Here is a 16331-nt window from a genome sequence, read left to right on the forward strand (position 1 = left end):
TTACCAGCCCAGCTTGGCCGCGAAACCCCGAAATGAATCCGTTGCGGGGCCCTGACAGAACCCGTTATGTTCGCCAAACGCCAGAGGGGGAAGCCGATGTCGAAGAACAAACTGACCCGCGAGGATGCGCTGCAATTCCACATGCGCCCCACGCCCGGCAAATGGGAAATTCAGGCAACGGTCCCGATGACCACGCAGCGCGATCTGTCGCTGGCCTATTCCCCCGGTGTCGCGATCCCTTGCGAGGAAATCGCCGCCGATCCGGCCACCGCCTATGACTATACAAACAAGGGCAATCTTGTCGCCGTGATCTCGAACGGGACCGCCGTGCTGGGTCTGGGCAACCTCGGCGCGCTGGGCAGCAAGCCGGTGATGGAGGGTAAATCCGTCCTCTTCAAACGCTTTGCCGATGTGAATTCCATCGATCTCGAGCTCGACACCGAAGACCCCGAGGAATTCATCCGCGCCGTGCGCCTGATGGGCCCGACCTTCGGGGGAATCAACCTGGAGGATATCAAGGCGCCCGAGTGTTTCATCATCGAACAGACGCTGAAGGAACAGATGGACATCCCCGTGTTCCACGACGACCAGCACGGGACCGCCGTGATCTGTGCCGCGGGTCTGCTGAACGCGCTGCACCTGTCGGGCAAGAAGATCGACGAGGTGAAGATCGTCCTCAACGGTGCGGGGGCGGCGGGGATCGCCTGCCTCGAACTGCTCAAGTCGATGGGCGCGCGGCACGACAACTGCATCATGTGCGACACCAAGGGCGTGATCTATCAGGGCCGCACCGAAGGCATGAACCAGTGGAAGTCCGCCCATGCGGTCAAAACCGACATGCGCACGCTGGAAGAGGCGATGAAGGGCTGCGATGTCTTCCTTGGCGTCAGCGTCAAGGGCGCGGTCACGCGCCAGATGGTCGCCGACATGGCCCCCAACCCCGTGATCTTCGCCATGGCCAACCCCGACCCCGAGATCACCCCCGAAGACGCCCATGCCGTGCGCGAGGACGCCATCGTCGCCACAGGCCGCAGCGACTACCCCAATCAAGTAAACAACGTGCTGGGCTTTCCCTACCTCTTCCGTGGTGCGCTCGACATCCACGCGCGCGCCATCAACGACGAGATGAAGATCGCCTGCGCCGAGGCGCTCGCCGCCCTCGCCCGCGAGGATGTCCCCGACGAGGTCGCCATGGCCTATGGCAAGAAACTGACCTTCGGACGCGATTACATCATCCCGACGCCTTTCGACCCGCGCCTGATCCACCGCATCCCGCCCGCCGTGGCGAAGGCGGGCATGAAAACCGGCGTCGCGCGGCGGCCCATCGTGGATATGGACGCCTACGAGCTGTCGCTGAAAACCCGCATGGACCCGACCCAATCGATCCTGCGCAGCCTCAATGCCCGCGCCCGCGCCAACCAGTCCACCGTGGTCTTCGCCGAAGGCGATGACCCGCGCGTGCTGCGTGCCGCCGTGCAATACCAGCGCGCCGGCATGGGCAAGGCGCTGGTCGTCGGGCGCGACGACGACGTGCGCGAGAAGCTGACCGCCGAAGGCATGCCCGAGGCCTTCGACGAGCTTCACATCGTCAACGCCGCCAATACCGACCACCTCGAAACCTACAAGGCCTTCCTCTATCAACGCTTGCAGCGCAAGGGTGTCGACATGCAGGACGTCCACCGCCTTGCCGCCCGCGACCGCCATGTCTTTGCCGCCCTGATGCTGGCGCATGGTCACGCGGACGGGATGGTGACAGGGGCCACACGCAAGTCCGCGCATATCCTTCAGCTGATCAACCACGTCTTCGACGCCCAGCCCCATGACGGGGCGGTCGGTGTCACCGCGGTGCTGCACAAGGGCCGCATCGTCCTGATCACCGATACGCTGGTGCATGAATGGCCCGACGAGAACGACCTTGCCGATATCGCCGAGCGTGGCGCCGCCGTCGCGCGCGAGTTGGGGCTGGAACCGCGCGTGGCGTTCCTGTCGTTCTCGACCTTCGGCTATCCGGTGTCGGAACGGGCCGAAAAGATGCACCGCGCGCCACAGGTCCTGGACGCGCGCAAGGCCGACTTCGAATACGAGGGCGAGATGACGGTGGACGTCGCCCTCAACCCCCGCGCGCAGGAAAACTACCCCTTCCAGCGCCTGACCGGTCCCGCCAACGTGCTGGTCGTGCCGGCACGGCACTCGGCCTCGATCTCGGTCAAGCTGATGCAGGAAATGGCGGGGGCGACGGTGATCGGCCCGATCCTTTCAGGGATAGGCAAGCCGATCCAGATCTGCTCGACCGTCTCGACGGTGAACGACATCCTCAACATGGCGGTGATCGCCGCCTGCAAGGTGGAATGATGGCGATCTGGAACCTTGGCTCGATCAATGCCGATTTCGTCTATGCCGTGCCGCATATCCCCACCCCGGGCGAAACCCTCGCCGCGACCGGCCGGCAGATGTTTCTGGGCGGCAAGGGGGCCAATATGTCGGTCGCTGCCGCCCGCGCCGCCGCCCGCGTGAACCACATCGGCGCGGTGGGCGAGGACGGGCGCTGGGCCCTCGACCGGCTGCTGGAATACGGCGTCGACACGCGCAACATCACCGTGATCGGCACCGAGACCGCGCAGGCCATCATCATGGTCGACCCAAAGGGCGAGAACAGCATCATCCTGCACCCCGGCGCCAATGCCGAGATCCCGCAAACCACCCTGCAAGCCGCCCTGTCCGAGGCGCAGACCGGCGACTGGCTGGTGATCCAGAACGAAACCAACCTGCAACGCACCGCCGCGCGGCTCGGCAAGAAGCTGGGGCTCAAGATCGCCTATGCCGCCGCCCCCTTCGATGCGGACCGCGTGCAGGCGGTGCTGCCCCACCTCGATTTCCTGATCCTGAACGCGGTCGAGGCGGCGCAATTGCAGGCTATCACCGGCCAGTCCCCCGCCGATCTGCCGGTCCGTGACGTGATCGTCACGCGAGGGGCCGAAGGGGCCGACTGGTTCGGCCGCGACGGCGAACAGCACTTCCCCGCCATCAAGGTCACCCCCGTCGACACCACCGGCGCGGGTGATACCTTCACCGGCTACGTCCTCGCCGGTCTCGACCGCGGTCTGCCCATGGCGCAGGCCATCGCACAAGCGACCCGCGCGGCCGCGCTGATGGTCACCCGGCACGGCACCGCAGACGTGATCCCCGACCTGTCCGAGGTGCAGGCGTTTCAGCCCTGACCCCATTATTGGCCCAAAAATATCCTGGGGGGATCGCCGCAGGCGATGGGGGCAACGCCCCCACCTTGCAACGCCCCTGACTTTCTGCGTCACTTGCAGCACAGAACAAGGACCGCGCCATGACCGATGTCACCACCCATCAGGCCGAAGAAGACGCCCGCAACGACACCATCCTGATCTACATCGACGGCAGGATCGTCCCCAAACGCGAGGCCACGGTCAGCGTCTATGACAGCGGCTTCATGCTGGGCGACGGCGTCTGGGAAGGGCTGCGGCTTTATGACGGGAAATGGGCCTTCCTCGACGATCACATGGACCGCCTGTTCGAAGCCGCCAAGGCCATCGATCTCGACATCGGGCTGGACCGAGCGGGCGTGATCAAGGCGCTGGAAGACACCCGCGCCGCCAACGGCATGACCACCGATGCCCATGCGCGGCTGATGGTGACGCGCGGCGTGAAGGTGCGGCCCTTCCAGCACCCCAGCCTGTCGCAATCGGGTCCGACCATGGTGATCATCATGGAACACTCGAAACCCAGGATCCCGCGCCCGATCACGCTGGCCACCGTCCCGCACCAGCGCGGCTTGCCGATGACGCAGGACCCCAAACTCAACAGCCACTCGAAACTGAACTGTATCCTCGCCTGTATCGCCGCCGTGAAGGCCGGCGCGGACGAGGCGCTGATGCTCGACGTGCATGGCTTCGTGAACACCACCAACGCCTGCAACTTCTTCATCGTGAAGAGGGGCGAGGTCTGGACCAGCACCGGCGACTACTGCATGAACGGGATCACCCGGGCCAAGGTCATCGACCTCTGCCGCGCCAACGGTATCCCCGTGCATGAACGCAACTACTCGCTGGTCGATACCTATTCGGCGGACGAGGCCTTCCTGACCGGCACCTTCGGCGCTCAGACCCCCGTCAGCCATATCGACGGGCGACAGATCGGGACGGGCGACCTCGGCCCCGTGACGGCACGGCTGCGGGAGCTTTACAAGGAACTGGTGAGCCGATCATGACCCGACAAGTCTCCCGACGTTTTGCAGACGTTTTGCCGACGCGATGCTGCCCATGAAAATCGCCATGTGGTCCGGCCCGCGGAACCTCTCGACCGCGATGATGTATGCCTTCGGCAACCGCCCCGATTGCGCGATCTGGGACGAGCCGTTCTACGCCCCCTATCTTGCCACCACAGGCGCGGATCACCCGATGCGCGACGCCATTCTGGCCACACATGAGACGGATGTCGCAAAGGTCGCCGCCCGCTGTGCAGGGCCCATCCCCGATGGCAAAAAACACTTTTACATGAAGCACATGCCGCATCACATGCTGCCCCATTTCCCGCTCGACTGGGCGGGTGATTGCGTCAACATCCACCTGATCCGCCACCCCGCCCGCGTGATCGCCAGCTATGGTGCCAAGCGGGACGAGATGACGCTGAAGGACATCGGCTACCCCCAGCAGACCGCTCTTTACGACAGGATCGGCGGCACGGTCATCGACAGCGCCGACATCCGCGCCGATCCGGCAGGCATGCTGCAAAAGCTTTGCAAGACCATAGGGTTGGACTTCGACCCCGCGATGCTGTCGTGGCCTGCCGGCCCGCGCAAGGACGACGGCATCTGGGCCGCGCATTGGTATAACGCCGTGCACCAAAGCACCGGTTTCGCCGGCGCCGAAGGGCCCTTGCCCGATCTGGATGCCGCGCAGCAAGACCTGTGCCGAATGGCCATGCCACACTACGAAAAACTGGCAGCCCTCAAACTCTAGGCCATTGTCATTATTGGCCCAAAAATATCCCGGGGGGGCTGCCGCAGGCAGCGGGGGCAGCGCCCCCTCAGCCCCTGCGGTTGCGCGCTGCCAGCAGTTTCAGGCGCAGCGCGTTCAACTGGATGAAGCCTTGTGCATCCTTCTGGTCATAGGCGCCCATGTCTTCCTCGAAGGTCACATGCGCCTCGGAATAAAGCGACTTTTCCGACCAGCGGGCGACCGTATTTACCGAGCCTTTATAAAGCTTTACGCGCACGGTGCCGCTGACGTGCTCTTGTGACTTGTCGATCAGCGCCTGCAACATCTCGCGCTCGGGGCTGAACCAGAAACCGTTGTAGATCAGTTCGGCATAGCGCGGCATGATGCTGTCTTTCAGGTGACCCGCACCGCTATCCAGCGTGATCTGTTCGATCCCGCGATGGGCCTCGAGCAGAACGGTGCCGCCGGGGGTTTCGTAGATGCCGCGCGATTTCATGCCGACAAAGCGGTTCTCGACCAGATCGAGACGGCCGACACCATGCTTGCCGCCCAGCGCGTTCAGTTCGGTCAGGATCGTCGCGGGCGACATCGCCTCGCCGTTGATCGCGACAGCATCACCGCGCGCGAAGGTGATCTCGACCATTTCCGCCTGATCAGGCGCATCCTCGGGCGCCACGGTGCGCTGGTAGACATAGTCCGGCGCTTCCTGTGCGGGGTCCTCCAGCACCTTGCCCTCGGATGAGGTATGCAACAGGTTCGCATCCACGCTGAAGGGCGCATCGCCGCGCTTGTCCTTGGCGACGGGAATCTGGTTCGCTTCGGCGAATTCGATCAGTTTGGTGCGGCTGGTCAGGTCCCATTCGCGCCACGGGGCGATGACCTTGATCTCGGGGTTCAGCGCATAGGCCGCCAGTTCGAACCGCACCTGATCGTTGCCCTTGCCGGTGGCACCATGGGCCACGGCGTCAGCGCCTTCGGCGGCGGCGATCTCGACCAGACGCTTCGAGATCAGGGGCCGCGCGATGGATGTGCCCAAGAGATACAGCCCTTCATAAAGAGCATTGGCGCGGAACATCGGGAAGACGAAATCGCGCACGAATTCCTCGCGCAGGTCCTCGATATAGACGGCGGATGCGCCCATCATCTCGGCCTTCTTGCGCGCGGGCTCCAGTTCCTCGCCCTGTCCCAGATCGGCGGTAAAGGTCACGACCTCGCAACCGTATTCGGTCTGCAGCCACTTGAGGATGATCGAGGTATCAAGGCCACCCGAGTAGGCCAGAACAACTTTCTTCGGAGCAGTCATGCGGATCATGCCTTTGCGTCATAGGTTTGCGATGGCGCGATAGCGGTTTTCACACGCAGGGGCAAGGCGGCGATGGCCGCCGCCCCATTCGGATCTGTGGCTACATCAGCGAAGGGTCTATCACGATCATGTCCTCCGGCTTGGGCAGGTCCGGATCCCGCCCGTTGTCCACGACGCCCCAAACGTGTCGTTCCAGTGAAAGCACCCAAGGGTCGGGTGACAGATAGGCCAGCGGTGCCTTTGTCAGGTCCACCGTAGGGTCGACGAAAGGCTGCGCCGGGCGCCCGTTCAGCGATTTCAGGATGTCGGCACGGACCGCGACATCTTCGTAGCCCGCTTCGCGCCAGACCGTTTCGAGGTAGCCTGCGAACTGGTGGACCATGTCGGAGCGCACCAGCATCTTCCCGGCCTGCCGTTTCGTCAGGTAGTCGGTCGGATCGACGATCCACTCTTCGCCGTTCGCGCTGACAATGAAATGTCCCTCGGCCTTCCGGTCGTAAATGCGCATCCGCCACGAGAAACGGTGGCCATCGCCGCTCCAGCGCACTTCGGTCGGGAAGGCGCCGGCACGCAGCGGCAAGGCGACCTGCACGCCGACCCAGCCGACAATCGCGGCGAGCGCCAGAGCCGAGATCGGACGGGCCTGCGGCCGGGCGGGCGGGTTGTAGGCCGGCAGGTCCTCGAAGCGGCCAAGCAGCCAGCGCGCGACGCGTCGCGGCCAGTCCGGCGCGAAGAAGATCGTCGTGGCGGCAATGGTCATCCACGGGAAGATGCCGATGTTGAAGAAGACCGCGTTCATCGAGTGAAAGAAGCAATAGACAAGGAACGTGACAAGCCGCGTCTTCTTCCAAAGCAGAAGCGGCGCGCCCAGCACGTGCAACGCCACTGTCCCCCATGCGCCCGCAAGGATCACCCAGTCATAGTGGAACATGAACCCGAAGAAGAAATCGTTCGACTGCGCCCTGAGCCAAAGCCCGAGGGGCTCGCCTGCCAGCCAGTCGGGCGTCAGCTTGACGATACCCGCGAAGATCAGCATGATTTCCATCTGCATGCGCAGGATGAAGACCGAGGCATAGGGCACATGATCGCCCCTGACCTGCGGGAAAAGCCGCGCGTCGAGCGACAACTGCCGGTGCGCGGGCAGAAAGCACATCAGGATCAGGAAGAGAATGACGAGGTAGAAGTGGTTGAGATACTCTGCCTTGTCGAGAAGGAAGAAGTAACTGAAAGTGACCGTCAGAACGACGATGGAGACCCGGTAGAAAAGACCCAGCATGACGAAGAATGCCGAAATCCCCACAAGAAGCCACGCAAGGTGGATCCAGGGATCGGGAAGCGGCGTCACCCAGCCGAACCCCGAGTAGGTGAAGTTGAACTCGGGCTGCACCCAGTAGCGGTAGACCCGGTCATACTTGATGAAGCGCCAGCAATCCCAGACCAGAAGCGCCCCAAGTGCGATCCGAAACGCTGCAAGTGAAAGACCGGACACCGGCGTAGAGAGTGCCGCGATCGATCTTTCACGCAAATTTTCTGCCGTATATGCCCGAGACATAATTCTCTCCTTTCACGCGTTGTCTATGGAATAACGGAACGGGTTGGCCGTTATTCCCGACAGATGAAAAAAAATCGGAGAAGCGCTTTGCACGATGGGATTACGATAATCTATGACGGTGAATGTCCGTTCTGTTCCTCTTACGTGTCCATGGTACGCCTTCGAGAGACGGTGGGCGAGGTCGAATTGATCGATGCCCGATCAGATGCCCCGTCGGTTCTGGCTGCGCTTTCTGCCGGATACGACCTTGACCAGGGCATGCTGGTGACCTGGGACGGAAAGCAGTTCTTCGGCCAGGACGCCGTGCATCTGCTTGCGACACTCTCGGCACCCTCGGGCGGCTTCAATACTCTTCAACGCCTAGTCTTTGCCTCGCCACGTCGGGCGGCCTTGCTTTACCCGGTTCTTGCTGGCGGACGGCGGCTTTTTCTGCGGCTGGTCGGGCGGCAGACGATCGCCGAAAAAAGAAAAAGTGGCGCTCGCACGGAATAGATACTGTCGCAATCCGTAGTCTCAGCAAGGTCCCGATGCGGGGCCGCAATGCAACGGAGAGAACCTATGCGACACTTCAAACTATTGCTCGCAGCCAGCGTGGCCGCAACGACCTTGGGAAGCGCACCCGCTGTGGCTGATGACCGCGACGCGATATGGCTTTTCCTCGACACCTTCGTTTCCGACGTTCGGTCGACCGTGCGCGGAGAGTTCCGCCAGAGGAACGACGACGATGACGATGGCTGGCGACGTGGCCGGAACGACGACGACGATGATGACCGCGGCTGGCGGCGTGGTCGGGATGACGACGACGATGACCGCGGCTCGCGGCGTAGTCGGAATGACGATGATGACGATGATGGCCGGAACGACGATGACGACTGAGTTTCGTTGAACTTCGTCCGAAATACCAATTCAGGAACAAAAGGTTTCATGACATAAAAAAATCGATCTCACTTGCCCCGCTCAGCGTTGCGGCGCTTTTGCTTGCGACAACTGCCGCACATTCCCAAGGGGTCCCTTTCTCGGAAGTCGACCGCGACGGAAACGGCGTTCTGTCCTACGACGAACTTGTGCTGACCTTCGGCACGGCCTCGGCCAACCAGCTTTGGGAGAGGAACGGAGGCCGCGACATCTCGCCCGACGACATCCGCCGCATCAACGCAAGCCGCGACGATGACGACGATGACGGTTTCGATGATGACGATGATGATGATGATGACGACGATGGCCGCTCATCCAATGATAACGACGACGACGACGATGATGACGATGACGACGATGGCCGTTCATCCAATGACGACGATGACGACGATGACGATGACGGCGGCAACGACGACGACGACTGACCCTGCCCACCACTCACAAACGACCACGTAGCGGCAGCCGTGCCTGCAATCCACCGCAGGCACGGCTGTCGTTCTTTCCTGAGCATTGCACGATGACCGGACCCACCATCCGAGGCCAAGGGCCGACGGGGCGGGCTTTCGCTGCTGCTACTGGTCCTGTTCAGATCGTCCCGGGGTGGCGACGCTATCGGCGAAGACCTGACAGGGCCGCCGCCTCGTCCTCGAGCGACAGGGGCGCGCCGGCCCCCACGCCACCCAGATAGGCGTCAAGCGTCTGGAGCGACGAGGCAGGCGCATACCCCGTCTCATCCGGGCTTGTGGCGACCACGGCAAAGCGCGCCTCCCAGCCCGCCTCTGTCCGGCAGGCGACCGACACGACGGTGTTGCTGTCGGCCCTGTCGAACTCGAACTCGCGGCAGAACTCGCCGTCGGCGTTGCGGAACGACGCGATGGTCGCGATTTCGCCGCCCTCGATGGCGACCCTCTCGCCCGATGGCACCTCGTCCAGCGTCCGGGCAATGGCAGGCGCGCCAAGCGACGCGATGCTCAGCCCCGTTGCACCTTGACCACCGGACTGCTGCGAGGCGAAGTATCCACCCGCGAGACCGACTGCGAGGGCAAGACCCGCGGCGATGGCGGCAGGGCGCCAGGCCACCGGGGCCGAAGCGGGACTTCGGAACGGGACGACCGTCGCTGTGGCTGATTCCGCACCAAGCATTGCGCGCACCCGCGCTTCGAGGTCGGACGAAACCGGTTCAAGCGGGCGGCTTCGTCCAAGCTCGCCCAGCAGACTGCCGGTCGTCGCGAACATCTCGATCCGTCGCGCCAGCGCAGGATCCGCCGCCGCTGCTGCCGCGACCGCCTGCGCCGTCCCGGCGTCGAGTTCGCCGTCGGCATAGGCCATCAACGTCTCGTCCTCGAAATCCTGCTTGTTCATGCCACTACTCCTTGACCCCACCCAGACAACGGGCGAGGCGTCATTTTATTCCAAGCCGTTCCGCAAGTGCGGTCCGCGCCCGCGCGAGGCGGCTCATCACCGTTCCCTTGGGTATCCCGAGAACCTCGGCGGCCTCGGCATAGGACAACTCTTCGAAACAGACGAGAACGATGATCTCGCGCTGGTCTGCGGGCAGCGTCGCCAGCGCCTCGTCGGTTTTTTGCAGCATCAGAACCGCCTCGATGGTCCGCGCGCCATCGACGACTGCCGCCTCTGGCGTGTCCGTCACGTCGATTTCGACACCACGGGTAAGTTTGCGGCGGGACATATCGATCCAGGCATTTCTGAGGATGCGGAAAAGCCAGGGCTCTACCCGGGTGGATGTATCGTAGCGGTCCCGCGACGCGATGGCGCGTTCGACCGTCGTCTGGACAAGGTCGTCGGCGATATCGCCGTTGCGGCACAGCGAGAGCGCGAAGCGCCGGAGGCTTGGAAGCGCCGCGATGATATCCTGCTCGAATTCGTCCCGCATTTTCTGAAATGTGCTTTTCTATGGTAATTGACGAAATAACATCATCTTACAAACGTAAACCTTCTGAGCATGCCCGGCCAGAAAGGAATGAAGCCATGAAGACACCCCAGATGTTGATCGTTCTGTTCCTGTCATTTGTGGCGGCTCACAGCTTATTGCCACTGGTTGCGTCCGAGATGGGGCTTTCCGCGGCCTGGGCTGACGATGATGACGACGGCGGCGACGACGATGACGACGATGGCGGCGATAACGATGACGATGACAATGGCAGCTCATTCCGACGCGACGATGACGACGACGACGATGGCCCCCGCGCGCGCAGCGGCGGAGGCGGCAATTTCCTGAGGGACCTCTTCGGCGCGCCCCAACGCCAGACAACGCCACCCGCACCCGCACCCGCACCCGCCACACCGGCGCCGCCGCCACCCGTCAACGCAGCAGACGAGATCGTCGCGCTGGCCCTGTCCGAGGAAGACCTCGACGTGCTGACCGGGCAGGGCTTTCAGGTGGTCGAGGAAATCACCGTTCCCGATTTCTCGGCAATATCCCGACGACTGCGAATTCCCCCGGGATTGTCGCTTGCGGCAGCGCGGGAAGCAGTGCGTGGCCTGCCCACCGGCCAGGACGCCGATTTCAACCACTATTACCGTTCCGAGCAGGGATTTTCAGAAGATTGCAGTGGCAACGAGTGCCCTGCAAGGCTTGCCATCGGCTGGCCCATGTCATCGGAACGCGACAACGCCTGCGGCCGAAGTGTCGCCATCGGCATGATCGACACAGGCATCAATGAAGACCACGAGACCTTCGATGGTGCGCTGCTTGACGTAAGACGGCTTGCGGTCGAAGAGTTGGACGCCTCGCGCGCCATTCACGGAACGGCGGTCGCAGCGCTTCTTGTCGGTGACCCTGACACACGTTCGCCGGGACTGGTCCCGGGATCGCCCCTGATCGCCGTCGATGCCTTCTACAGGGTCGGCAGCGACGAGCGCGCAGACATCTTCACCCTGATCGAGTCGCTCGGCCTTCTGGCCGAACAGGGTGTCGGTGTCATCAACCTAAGCCTGTCAGGACCGCCCAACACGGTTCTTCAAGAACTGGTGGATCGACTGGTGCTGGACCTCGACATCGTCGTCGTCTCGGCAGTCGGCAACCTTGGCCCCAATGCGGAACCCGCGTATCCGGCGGCCTTTGACCCCGTGATCGCGGTGACCGCCGTTGATCGGAACGGAGAGGTATACCGACGCGCCGTAAGGGGCGACCATGTCGATCTCGCCGCGCCCGGCGTGGACGTCTGGACCGCAGCTTCGATCAGCGGTGCACGGTGGAAGACAGGGACATCCTTCGCGGTGCCATTCGTCTCGGCAGCCGCGGCGATCCTGCGCGAGTCGCGCCCCGAACTCGATGCGCCCGGCGTGGAAGCGGAGTTGAGGCGCATGGCCCTTGATCGCGGCGACCCGGGACCGGACCCGGTCTACGGCGCAGGTCTGCTCGACCTTGGCGGACTATGCGGCGACCGGAACTGATCAGACAGAAAATCGGAAGGCGTCGTTGAACGGGGGACTGTTGCAGTGTGGGTGGAACATGGCGCTGCCTTTGGCGCGCGATGGATGCCAACGGCCAGTGTGTCGATGTCAGGCTGACTGCCGGACGCGATGCAAAATCTGCGACAGTCTTTCCGCACAGGGCCATTGAACCTCTGCGGCTGCGGGCAACTGTCACCCCATGACCCTTTATCGGGCGCCCCAGGTGTCCGACAGACGATACCCCTCGGGCCAGGGATCAGAGGGGTCCAGCATGTGCTGGTGGATGCCGGTGATCCAGCCGCGCCCCGAAATTTCCGGGACGATGGCCGCGCGATCCCCTACCGTTGTCTCGCTGATGATCGTCCCCGAGAACGTCGATCCGATCACCGAACGCGCAGTCAGGCGGTCACCGGCCTTCATCACGCCGCGTGCATGCAGCAGGGCCATCCGGGCCGATAGCGCGGTGCCGGTGGGCGACCGGTCGACCTTGCCCGGCTGGATGGCCACCGCAGCGCCAGTCTCCAAGCCTGCCGCGCCTTCGACAAGTGGTCCCGCAAACAAGCAAAACGAGATATGACGCCAGTCCGGGTTCTCGGGATGGGTAAAGCCCAGTTGGTCATTGGCTGCATTCGTGATGCGGACCCCAAGCCTGGCGATGTCGTGCGCCTCGGTTTCATTCAGCGAAAACCCCAGCGCGGCCGCATCGACGACCACGAAACTGTCGCCGCCATAGGCCGTATCGACGGTCAGCGTGCCCATGCCTTCGACCTCGAGCTTTTGGTCAAGCTCGGCGGCGAAAGAGGGGACGTTCTGCACATGGATGCGTTCGGCCTTGCCGTTGCGGCATTCCGCCCGCACACGCACCAGCCCGCCGGGGGCTTCCAGCACCATGTGGGTTTCGGGCTCTTGCATGGGGACAAGTCCCGCATCCAGCAATACGGTCGAAACGCAGATCGAGTTCGATCCGGACATCGGCGGCGTGTCTTCTGGTTCCATGATGATCCAGGCGGCCTGTGCCTCGGGATGTTTCGGCGGTACCAGCAGGTTCACATGCCGGAAGACGCCGCCGCGCGGTTCATTCAGAACGAAATTGCGCAGGGTCTGGTCGCGCGCGATCCAGCGGCTCTGTTCCCAGATCGTGTCGCCCGGCGGTGGCAGGACGCCGCCGACGATCACGTCGCCCACCTCGCCCTCGGCATGGGCAGAGATCACGTGGACGGTCTTGGTCGCGCGCATGTCAGATATCCTTCATCAGACGCAGCGCGTCGTAGATCGCCGCATGGGTGTTGCGGGCGCTGACCGCGTCGCCGATGCGGAAGAGTTGGAAACGGCCGTCCTCGTTGCGCGTCACGGCCTGCGGACGCCCGTCGATCAGGGCGTCATGGTCGACCGCCCCGCTATTGGAGGACAGGGGCTTCAGCTCGAAGTAGAGATCGTCCAGCGGCAGGGTGCCGTAGTTCACGACGATCTGGTCATAGCTCTTTTCGCTCGTGAAACCACTGTAGTCCGTCCCGATCCTGGCCTTCAGACGGTTGCCGTCCTTTTCCACCGCCTTCAGCCGTCGGGTGACGGTAAAGGTCACGTCCTTGTCCTGCAGCGCCCGCATGTAAGGCACAAGGTTCATCGACATGATGTCCGGGGCGAAGGTCCGGTCGGGCGTCATGACTTCCACCTTGGCACCGGCATTTGCCGCGATTTCGGCGGCCATGAGCCCCGGATGATCGCCGCTTTCGTCATAGACCAGCACATCCTGCCCGGGCTTGACGTCGCCCGAAATCAGGTCCCATGCCGAGACCACAAGGGGCTGCTCGGCGCGATTTTCGTAGAGTCCGGTGTTCGGCAGCCCGCCGGTGGCGACAATCACCACGTCGGGGTTCAGCGCGGTCACGTCCCCGGCTTCGGCCCAGGTGTTGAAGCGGAACGCGACATCGCGGGCCGCGCATTGCGCCATGCGCCAGTCGATGATCGAGATCATCTCGCGCCGACGCGGGTTCTGCGCCGTCAGGCGGATCTGCCCGCCGGGATCAGGCTGGGCCTCGAAGACAGTGACATGGTGACCGCGCTCTGCCGCGACCCGGGCAGCCTCCAGCCCGGCAGGGCCGGCACCGATGATGACAACGCGCTTGCGGCTCTTGGCTGGTGCGATGTCGTGCGGCATCGTCAACTCGCGCCCGGTGGCCGCATTGTGGATGCAGAGCGCCTCGCCGGCGGCATAGATGCGGTCAAGGCAATAGGTGGCACCGACGCAGGGGCGGATGTCGTCCTCGCGCCCTTCGATGATCTTTTTCACGATATGCGGGTCGGCCATATGGGCGCGGGTCATGCCCACCATGTCCAAGAGCCCGGCCTGCACGGCATGGCGGGCGGTGGCCACGTCGGGGATCTTGGCGGCGTGGAAGGTCGGCATGCCGGTGGCCTTCTTCACCGCGCCTGCGAAATCCAGATGCGGGGCGTTCTTCATCCCCTGCACCGGGATCACGTCGGTCATCGCCGGGTCGGTGTGGATGCGGCCCCGGACCACGTTCAGGAAATCGACCATGCCGCAATCGGCCAGCCGCTTGGATATCTCGATGCCTTCCTCGGGCGTGATCCCGCCTGCCTCGGTCTCATCCGCCGTGTAACGCAGGCCGACGATGAAATCGTCCCCCACCCGTTTGCGAATGCCCGTCAGCACATCCATCAGCAGTTTCATGCGACTCTCAAGGCTTTGCCCGCCATAGGGCCCGTCGAGGTCATTGGTGAGCGGCGACCAGAACTGGTCCAGCAGGTGGCCGTAGACCTGCAATTCGATACCATCCATCCCGCCCGCCTTCATCCGCTCGGTCGCGTCGGCAAAATCGGTGATGATGCGCTCGATATCCCAGTCCTCGGCGCGTTTTGGAAAGGCGTGGTGCGCCGGTTCGCGGTGCATGGTGGATGACACCGATGGCAGCCATGCGCCCTTGTCCCAGCGGGTCCGCCGGCCCAGATGCGTCAGCTGGATCATCACAGCGCAGCCGTGATCATGGCAGGCATCGGTCAGCTGTTTGATCCAGGGCACCACCTCGTCCTTGTAGGCCAGAACGTTGTTGAACACCGGCGGGCTGTCCTTGGACACCGCGGCCGAGCCTGCCGTCATGGCCAATGCGACCCCGGCCTTTGCACGCTCTGCATGATAGGCGGCATAGCGCTGTTTCGGCATCCCGTCCTCGGGATAGGCGGGTTCATGACTGGTGGTCATGATCCGGTTCCGAAGCGTCAGGTGTTTCAGCTGATAGGGTTGAAGAAGGGGATCGTTGGACATGGGTGGGCCTCCTTGGCGGATGGTATCTCTATCTGCAAAATGTTCACATATGTCAAGTATAGGTTCACATATGTATATTCTGCTTGTGGCCACCATCAGGGCGGACTAAGGTCGATGCCATGGCGGCAATGAACGACACAGGCGCATCCAACGAAAAGAACACCGGCTGGCGCGGATCGCGCGAGGTCTGGATGGACGCCGCGCGACAGGCGCTGATCACTTCGGGCGTCGATGCGGTGAAGATCCAGCCGCTGGCGGGCCAGCTGCAAATCGCGCGCACCAGCTTCTACTGGTTTTTCAAGGACCGCGATGCGCTGCTCGATGCGCTGCTGGAAGAATGGGACGCCAAGAACACCGGCGCCTTCGTCGAGGCCTGCAGCGCCTACGCAGAGACCATTTCCGAGGCCGTCCTCAATCTGATCACGGTCTTCCACGATGAGACGCTCTTCGACCCGCAACTCGATTTCGCGATACGCGGATGGGCGCACAAGTCAGACGTGGCCGCGGCACGGGTGCACGAGGCCGACGAGGCCCGTCTCAAGGCGATCCGTGCGATGTTCCTGCGCTTCGGATTCGCCGAGGATGAGTCGGATGTCCGGGCGCGGACCGTCTACCTGACGCAGATCGGCTACATCGCAATGCAGGTCTTTGAGGCCCCGGCCGTGCGGATGGCGCGTGCATCCGGCTATGTGAAGACCTTTTGCGGCCAAGCGCCCAGCCCGCGTGAACTGGCGCGCTTTCATGCGCGCCTCAAGTTCGACCCGCCGGCCAATTCCCAAGGATACGCCGAAGGGTGAGACGAACGTCAACCATCCGGCCACTGTAGAAACAGCGCGCCACAGAAAGCGCCAGTTGCCGCCAAAGCGACCACAGGTTTCGTCCAGGTGCCCGTCG

At 63.2% G+C, this 16331-nt stretch carries 16 protein-coding genes; 10 read left to right on the forward strand and 6 right to left on the reverse strand.

The window, feature by feature from the left end; translation table 11 throughout:
- The first annotated feature begins 96 nt into the window (after window positions 1–96).
- The 4 genes from V7N12_RS01610 (at window position 97) to V7N12_RS01625 (ending at window position 4988) form a co-directional block, all read left to right on the forward strand.
- Window positions 97–2352 carry an NADP-dependent malic enzyme gene (locus V7N12_RS01610; RefSeq protein ID WP_333712185.1) on the forward strand — a complete coding sequence of 752 codons (2256 nt, stop codon included), beginning with the start codon at window positions 97–99 and terminating at the stop codon, window positions 2350–2352.
- The gene (locus V7N12_RS01615; RefSeq protein WP_333712186.1) at window positions 2352–3218 is read left to right on the forward strand and encodes a ribokinase; all 867 of its coding nucleotides are present in this window, start codon (window positions 2352–2354) and stop codon (window positions 3216–3218) included. Before V7N12_RS01610 ends, V7N12_RS01615 begins: the two co-directional genes overlap by 1 nt.
- 119 nt (window positions 3219–3337) lie before the next feature.
- Window positions 3338–4237: a D-amino acid aminotransferase gene (locus V7N12_RS01620; protein WP_333712188.1), complete on the forward strand. Its 900-nt coding sequence runs from the start codon at window positions 3338–3340 to the stop codon at window positions 4235–4237.
- Between the two features lie 52 nt (window positions 4238–4289).
- Window positions 4290–4988 carry an HAD family hydrolase gene (locus V7N12_RS01625; RefSeq protein WP_333712189.1) on the forward strand — a complete coding sequence of 233 codons (699 nt, stop codon included), beginning with the start codon at window positions 4290–4292 and terminating at the stop codon, window positions 4986–4988.
- Window positions 4989–5055: 67 nt separating this feature from the next.
- Here the strand turns inward: V7N12_RS01625 and V7N12_RS01630 are convergent, their stop codons facing one another.
- Entirely contained in the window at window positions 5056–6270 is a 1215-nt protein-coding gene (locus V7N12_RS01630) for an argininosuccinate synthase (protein WP_333712191.1), read from the reverse strand.
- A 100-nt stretch (window positions 6271–6370) separates the two neighbouring features.
- A complete protein-coding gene (locus V7N12_RS01635; protein ID WP_333712192.1) occupies window positions 6371–7795 on the reverse strand; it encodes an HTTM domain-containing protein in 1425 nt (474 codons plus the stop codon).
- Between the two features lie 90 nt (window positions 7796–7885).
- Here V7N12_RS01635 and V7N12_RS01640 point away from each other — a divergent pair, with 90 nt between their 5' ends.
- From V7N12_RS01640 to V7N12_RS01650, 3 genes are all read left to right on the forward strand, one after another.
- On the forward strand, window positions 7886–8314 hold the full coding sequence (locus V7N12_RS01640; protein ID WP_333712193.1) for a DCC1-like thiol-disulfide oxidoreductase family protein: 429 nt from the start codon (window positions 7886–7888) through the stop codon (window positions 8312–8314).
- Between the two features lie 232 nt (window positions 8315–8546).
- Window positions 8547–8708 carry a hypothetical protein gene (locus V7N12_RS01645; protein ID WP_333712194.1) on the forward strand — a complete coding sequence of 54 codons (162 nt, stop codon included), beginning with the start codon at window positions 8547–8549 and terminating at the stop codon, window positions 8706–8708.
- A gap of 88 nt (window positions 8709–8796) precedes the next feature.
- On the forward strand, window positions 8797–9162 hold the full coding sequence (locus V7N12_RS01650; protein WP_333712195.1) for an EF-hand domain-containing protein: 366 nt from the start codon (window positions 8797–8799) through the stop codon (window positions 9160–9162).
- 184 nt (window positions 9163–9346) lie between these two features.
- Here the strand turns inward: V7N12_RS01650 and V7N12_RS01655 are convergent, their stop codons facing one another.
- On the reverse strand, window positions 9347–10099 hold the full coding sequence (locus V7N12_RS01655) for a hypothetical protein (RefSeq protein ID WP_333712196.1): 753 nt from the start codon (window positions 10097–10099) through the stop codon (window positions 9347–9349).
- Between the two features lie 40 nt (window positions 10100–10139).
- Window positions 10140–10631, reverse strand: coding sequence for an RNA polymerase sigma factor (locus tag V7N12_RS01660; RefSeq protein ID WP_333712197.1), 492 nt, complete (start codon window positions 10629–10631; stop codon window positions 10140–10142).
- A gap of 95 nt (window positions 10632–10726) precedes the next feature.
- On the opposite strand from V7N12_RS01660, the gene V7N12_RS01665 reads away from it, so the two are divergent.
- Window positions 10727–12154, forward strand: coding sequence for a S8 family serine peptidase (locus tag V7N12_RS01665; RefSeq protein WP_333712198.1), 1428 nt, complete (start codon window positions 10727–10729; stop codon window positions 12152–12154).
- 47 nt (window positions 12155–12201) lie between these two features.
- The gene (locus tag V7N12_RS01670) at window positions 12202–12357 is read left to right on the forward strand and encodes a DDE-type integrase/transposase/recombinase (protein ID WP_333712199.1); all 156 of its coding nucleotides are present in this window, start codon (window positions 12202–12204) and stop codon (window positions 12355–12357) included.
- A 4-nt stretch (window positions 12358–12361) separates the two neighbouring features.
- Here the strand turns inward: V7N12_RS01670 and V7N12_RS01675 are convergent, their stop codons facing one another.
- Together V7N12_RS01675 and V7N12_RS01680 are read right to left on the reverse strand one after the other, a co-directional pair.
- The gene (locus V7N12_RS01675; RefSeq protein WP_333712200.1) at window positions 12362–13390 is read right to left on the reverse strand and encodes a trans-3-hydroxy-L-proline dehydratase; all 1029 of its coding nucleotides are present in this window, start codon (window positions 13388–13390) and stop codon (window positions 12362–12364) included.
- Window position 13391: 1 nt separating this feature from the next.
- The gene (locus V7N12_RS01680) at window positions 13392–15437 is read right to left on the reverse strand and encodes an NADH:flavin oxidoreductase (RefSeq protein WP_333712201.1); all 2046 of its coding nucleotides are present in this window, start codon (window positions 15435–15437) and stop codon (window positions 13392–13394) included.
- A 119-nt stretch (window positions 15438–15556) separates the two neighbouring features.
- Between V7N12_RS01680 and V7N12_RS01685 the strand changes: the two genes are divergently transcribed.
- On the forward strand, window positions 15557–16234 hold the full coding sequence (locus tag V7N12_RS01685; RefSeq protein ID WP_333712202.1) for a TetR/AcrR family transcriptional regulator: 678 nt from the start codon (window positions 15557–15559) through the stop codon (window positions 16232–16234).
- Window positions 16235–16331 lie beyond the last annotated feature (97 nt).

Source organism: Yoonia sp., from assembly GCF_036770585.1.
Lineage (GTDB): Bacteria > Pseudomonadota > Alphaproteobacteria > Rhodobacterales > Rhodobacteraceae > Yoonia.

Bases quoted from the DNA above. Each gene is read 5' to 3' on its own strand.
- V7N12_RS01610 (WP_333712185.1), top strand. From the start codon at position 97: ATGTCGAAGAACAAACTGACCCGCGAGGATGCGCTGCAATTCCACATG.
- V7N12_RS01640 (WP_333712193.1), top strand. From the start codon at position 7,886: ATGAAAAAAAATCGGAGAAGCGCTTTGCACGATGGGATTACGATAATC.
- V7N12_RS01620 (WP_333712188.1), top strand. From the start codon at position 3,338: ATGACCGATGTCACCACCCATCAGGCCGAAGAAGACGCCCGCAACGAC.
- V7N12_RS01630 (WP_333712191.1), bottom strand. From the start codon at position 6,270: ATGACTGCTCCGAAGAAAGTTGTTCTGGCCTACTCGGGTGGCCTTGAT.
- V7N12_RS01645 (WP_333712194.1), top strand. From the start codon at position 8,547: ATGACGATGGCTGGCGACGTGGCCGGAACGACGACGACGATGATGACC.
- V7N12_RS01625 (WP_333712189.1), top strand. From the start codon at position 4,290: ATGAAAATCGCCATGTGGTCCGGCCCGCGGAACCTCTCGACCGCGATG.
- V7N12_RS01665 (WP_333712198.1), top strand. From the start codon at position 10,727: ATGAAGACACCCCAGATGTTGATCGTTCTGTTCCTGTCATTTGTGGCG.
- V7N12_RS01680 (WP_333712201.1), bottom strand. From the start codon at position 15,437: ATGTCCAACGATCCCCTTCTTCAACCCTATCAGCTGAAACACCTGACG.
- V7N12_RS01655 (WP_333712196.1), bottom strand. From the start codon at position 10,099: ATGAACAAGCAGGATTTCGAGGACGAGACGTTGATGGCCTATGCCGAC.
- V7N12_RS01615 (WP_333712186.1), top strand. From the start codon at position 2,352: ATGGCGATCTGGAACCTTGGCTCGATCAATGCCGATTTCGTCTATGCC.
- V7N12_RS01675 (WP_333712200.1), bottom strand. From the start codon at position 13,390: ATGCGCGCGACCAAGACCGTCCACGTGATCTCTGCCCATGCCGAGGGC.
- V7N12_RS01660 (WP_333712197.1), bottom strand. From the start codon at position 10,631: ATGCGGGACGAATTCGAGCAGGATATCATCGCGGCGCTTCCAAGCCTC.
- V7N12_RS01685 (WP_333712202.1), top strand. From the start codon at position 15,557: ATGGCGGCAATGAACGACACAGGCGCATCCAACGAAAAGAACACCGGC.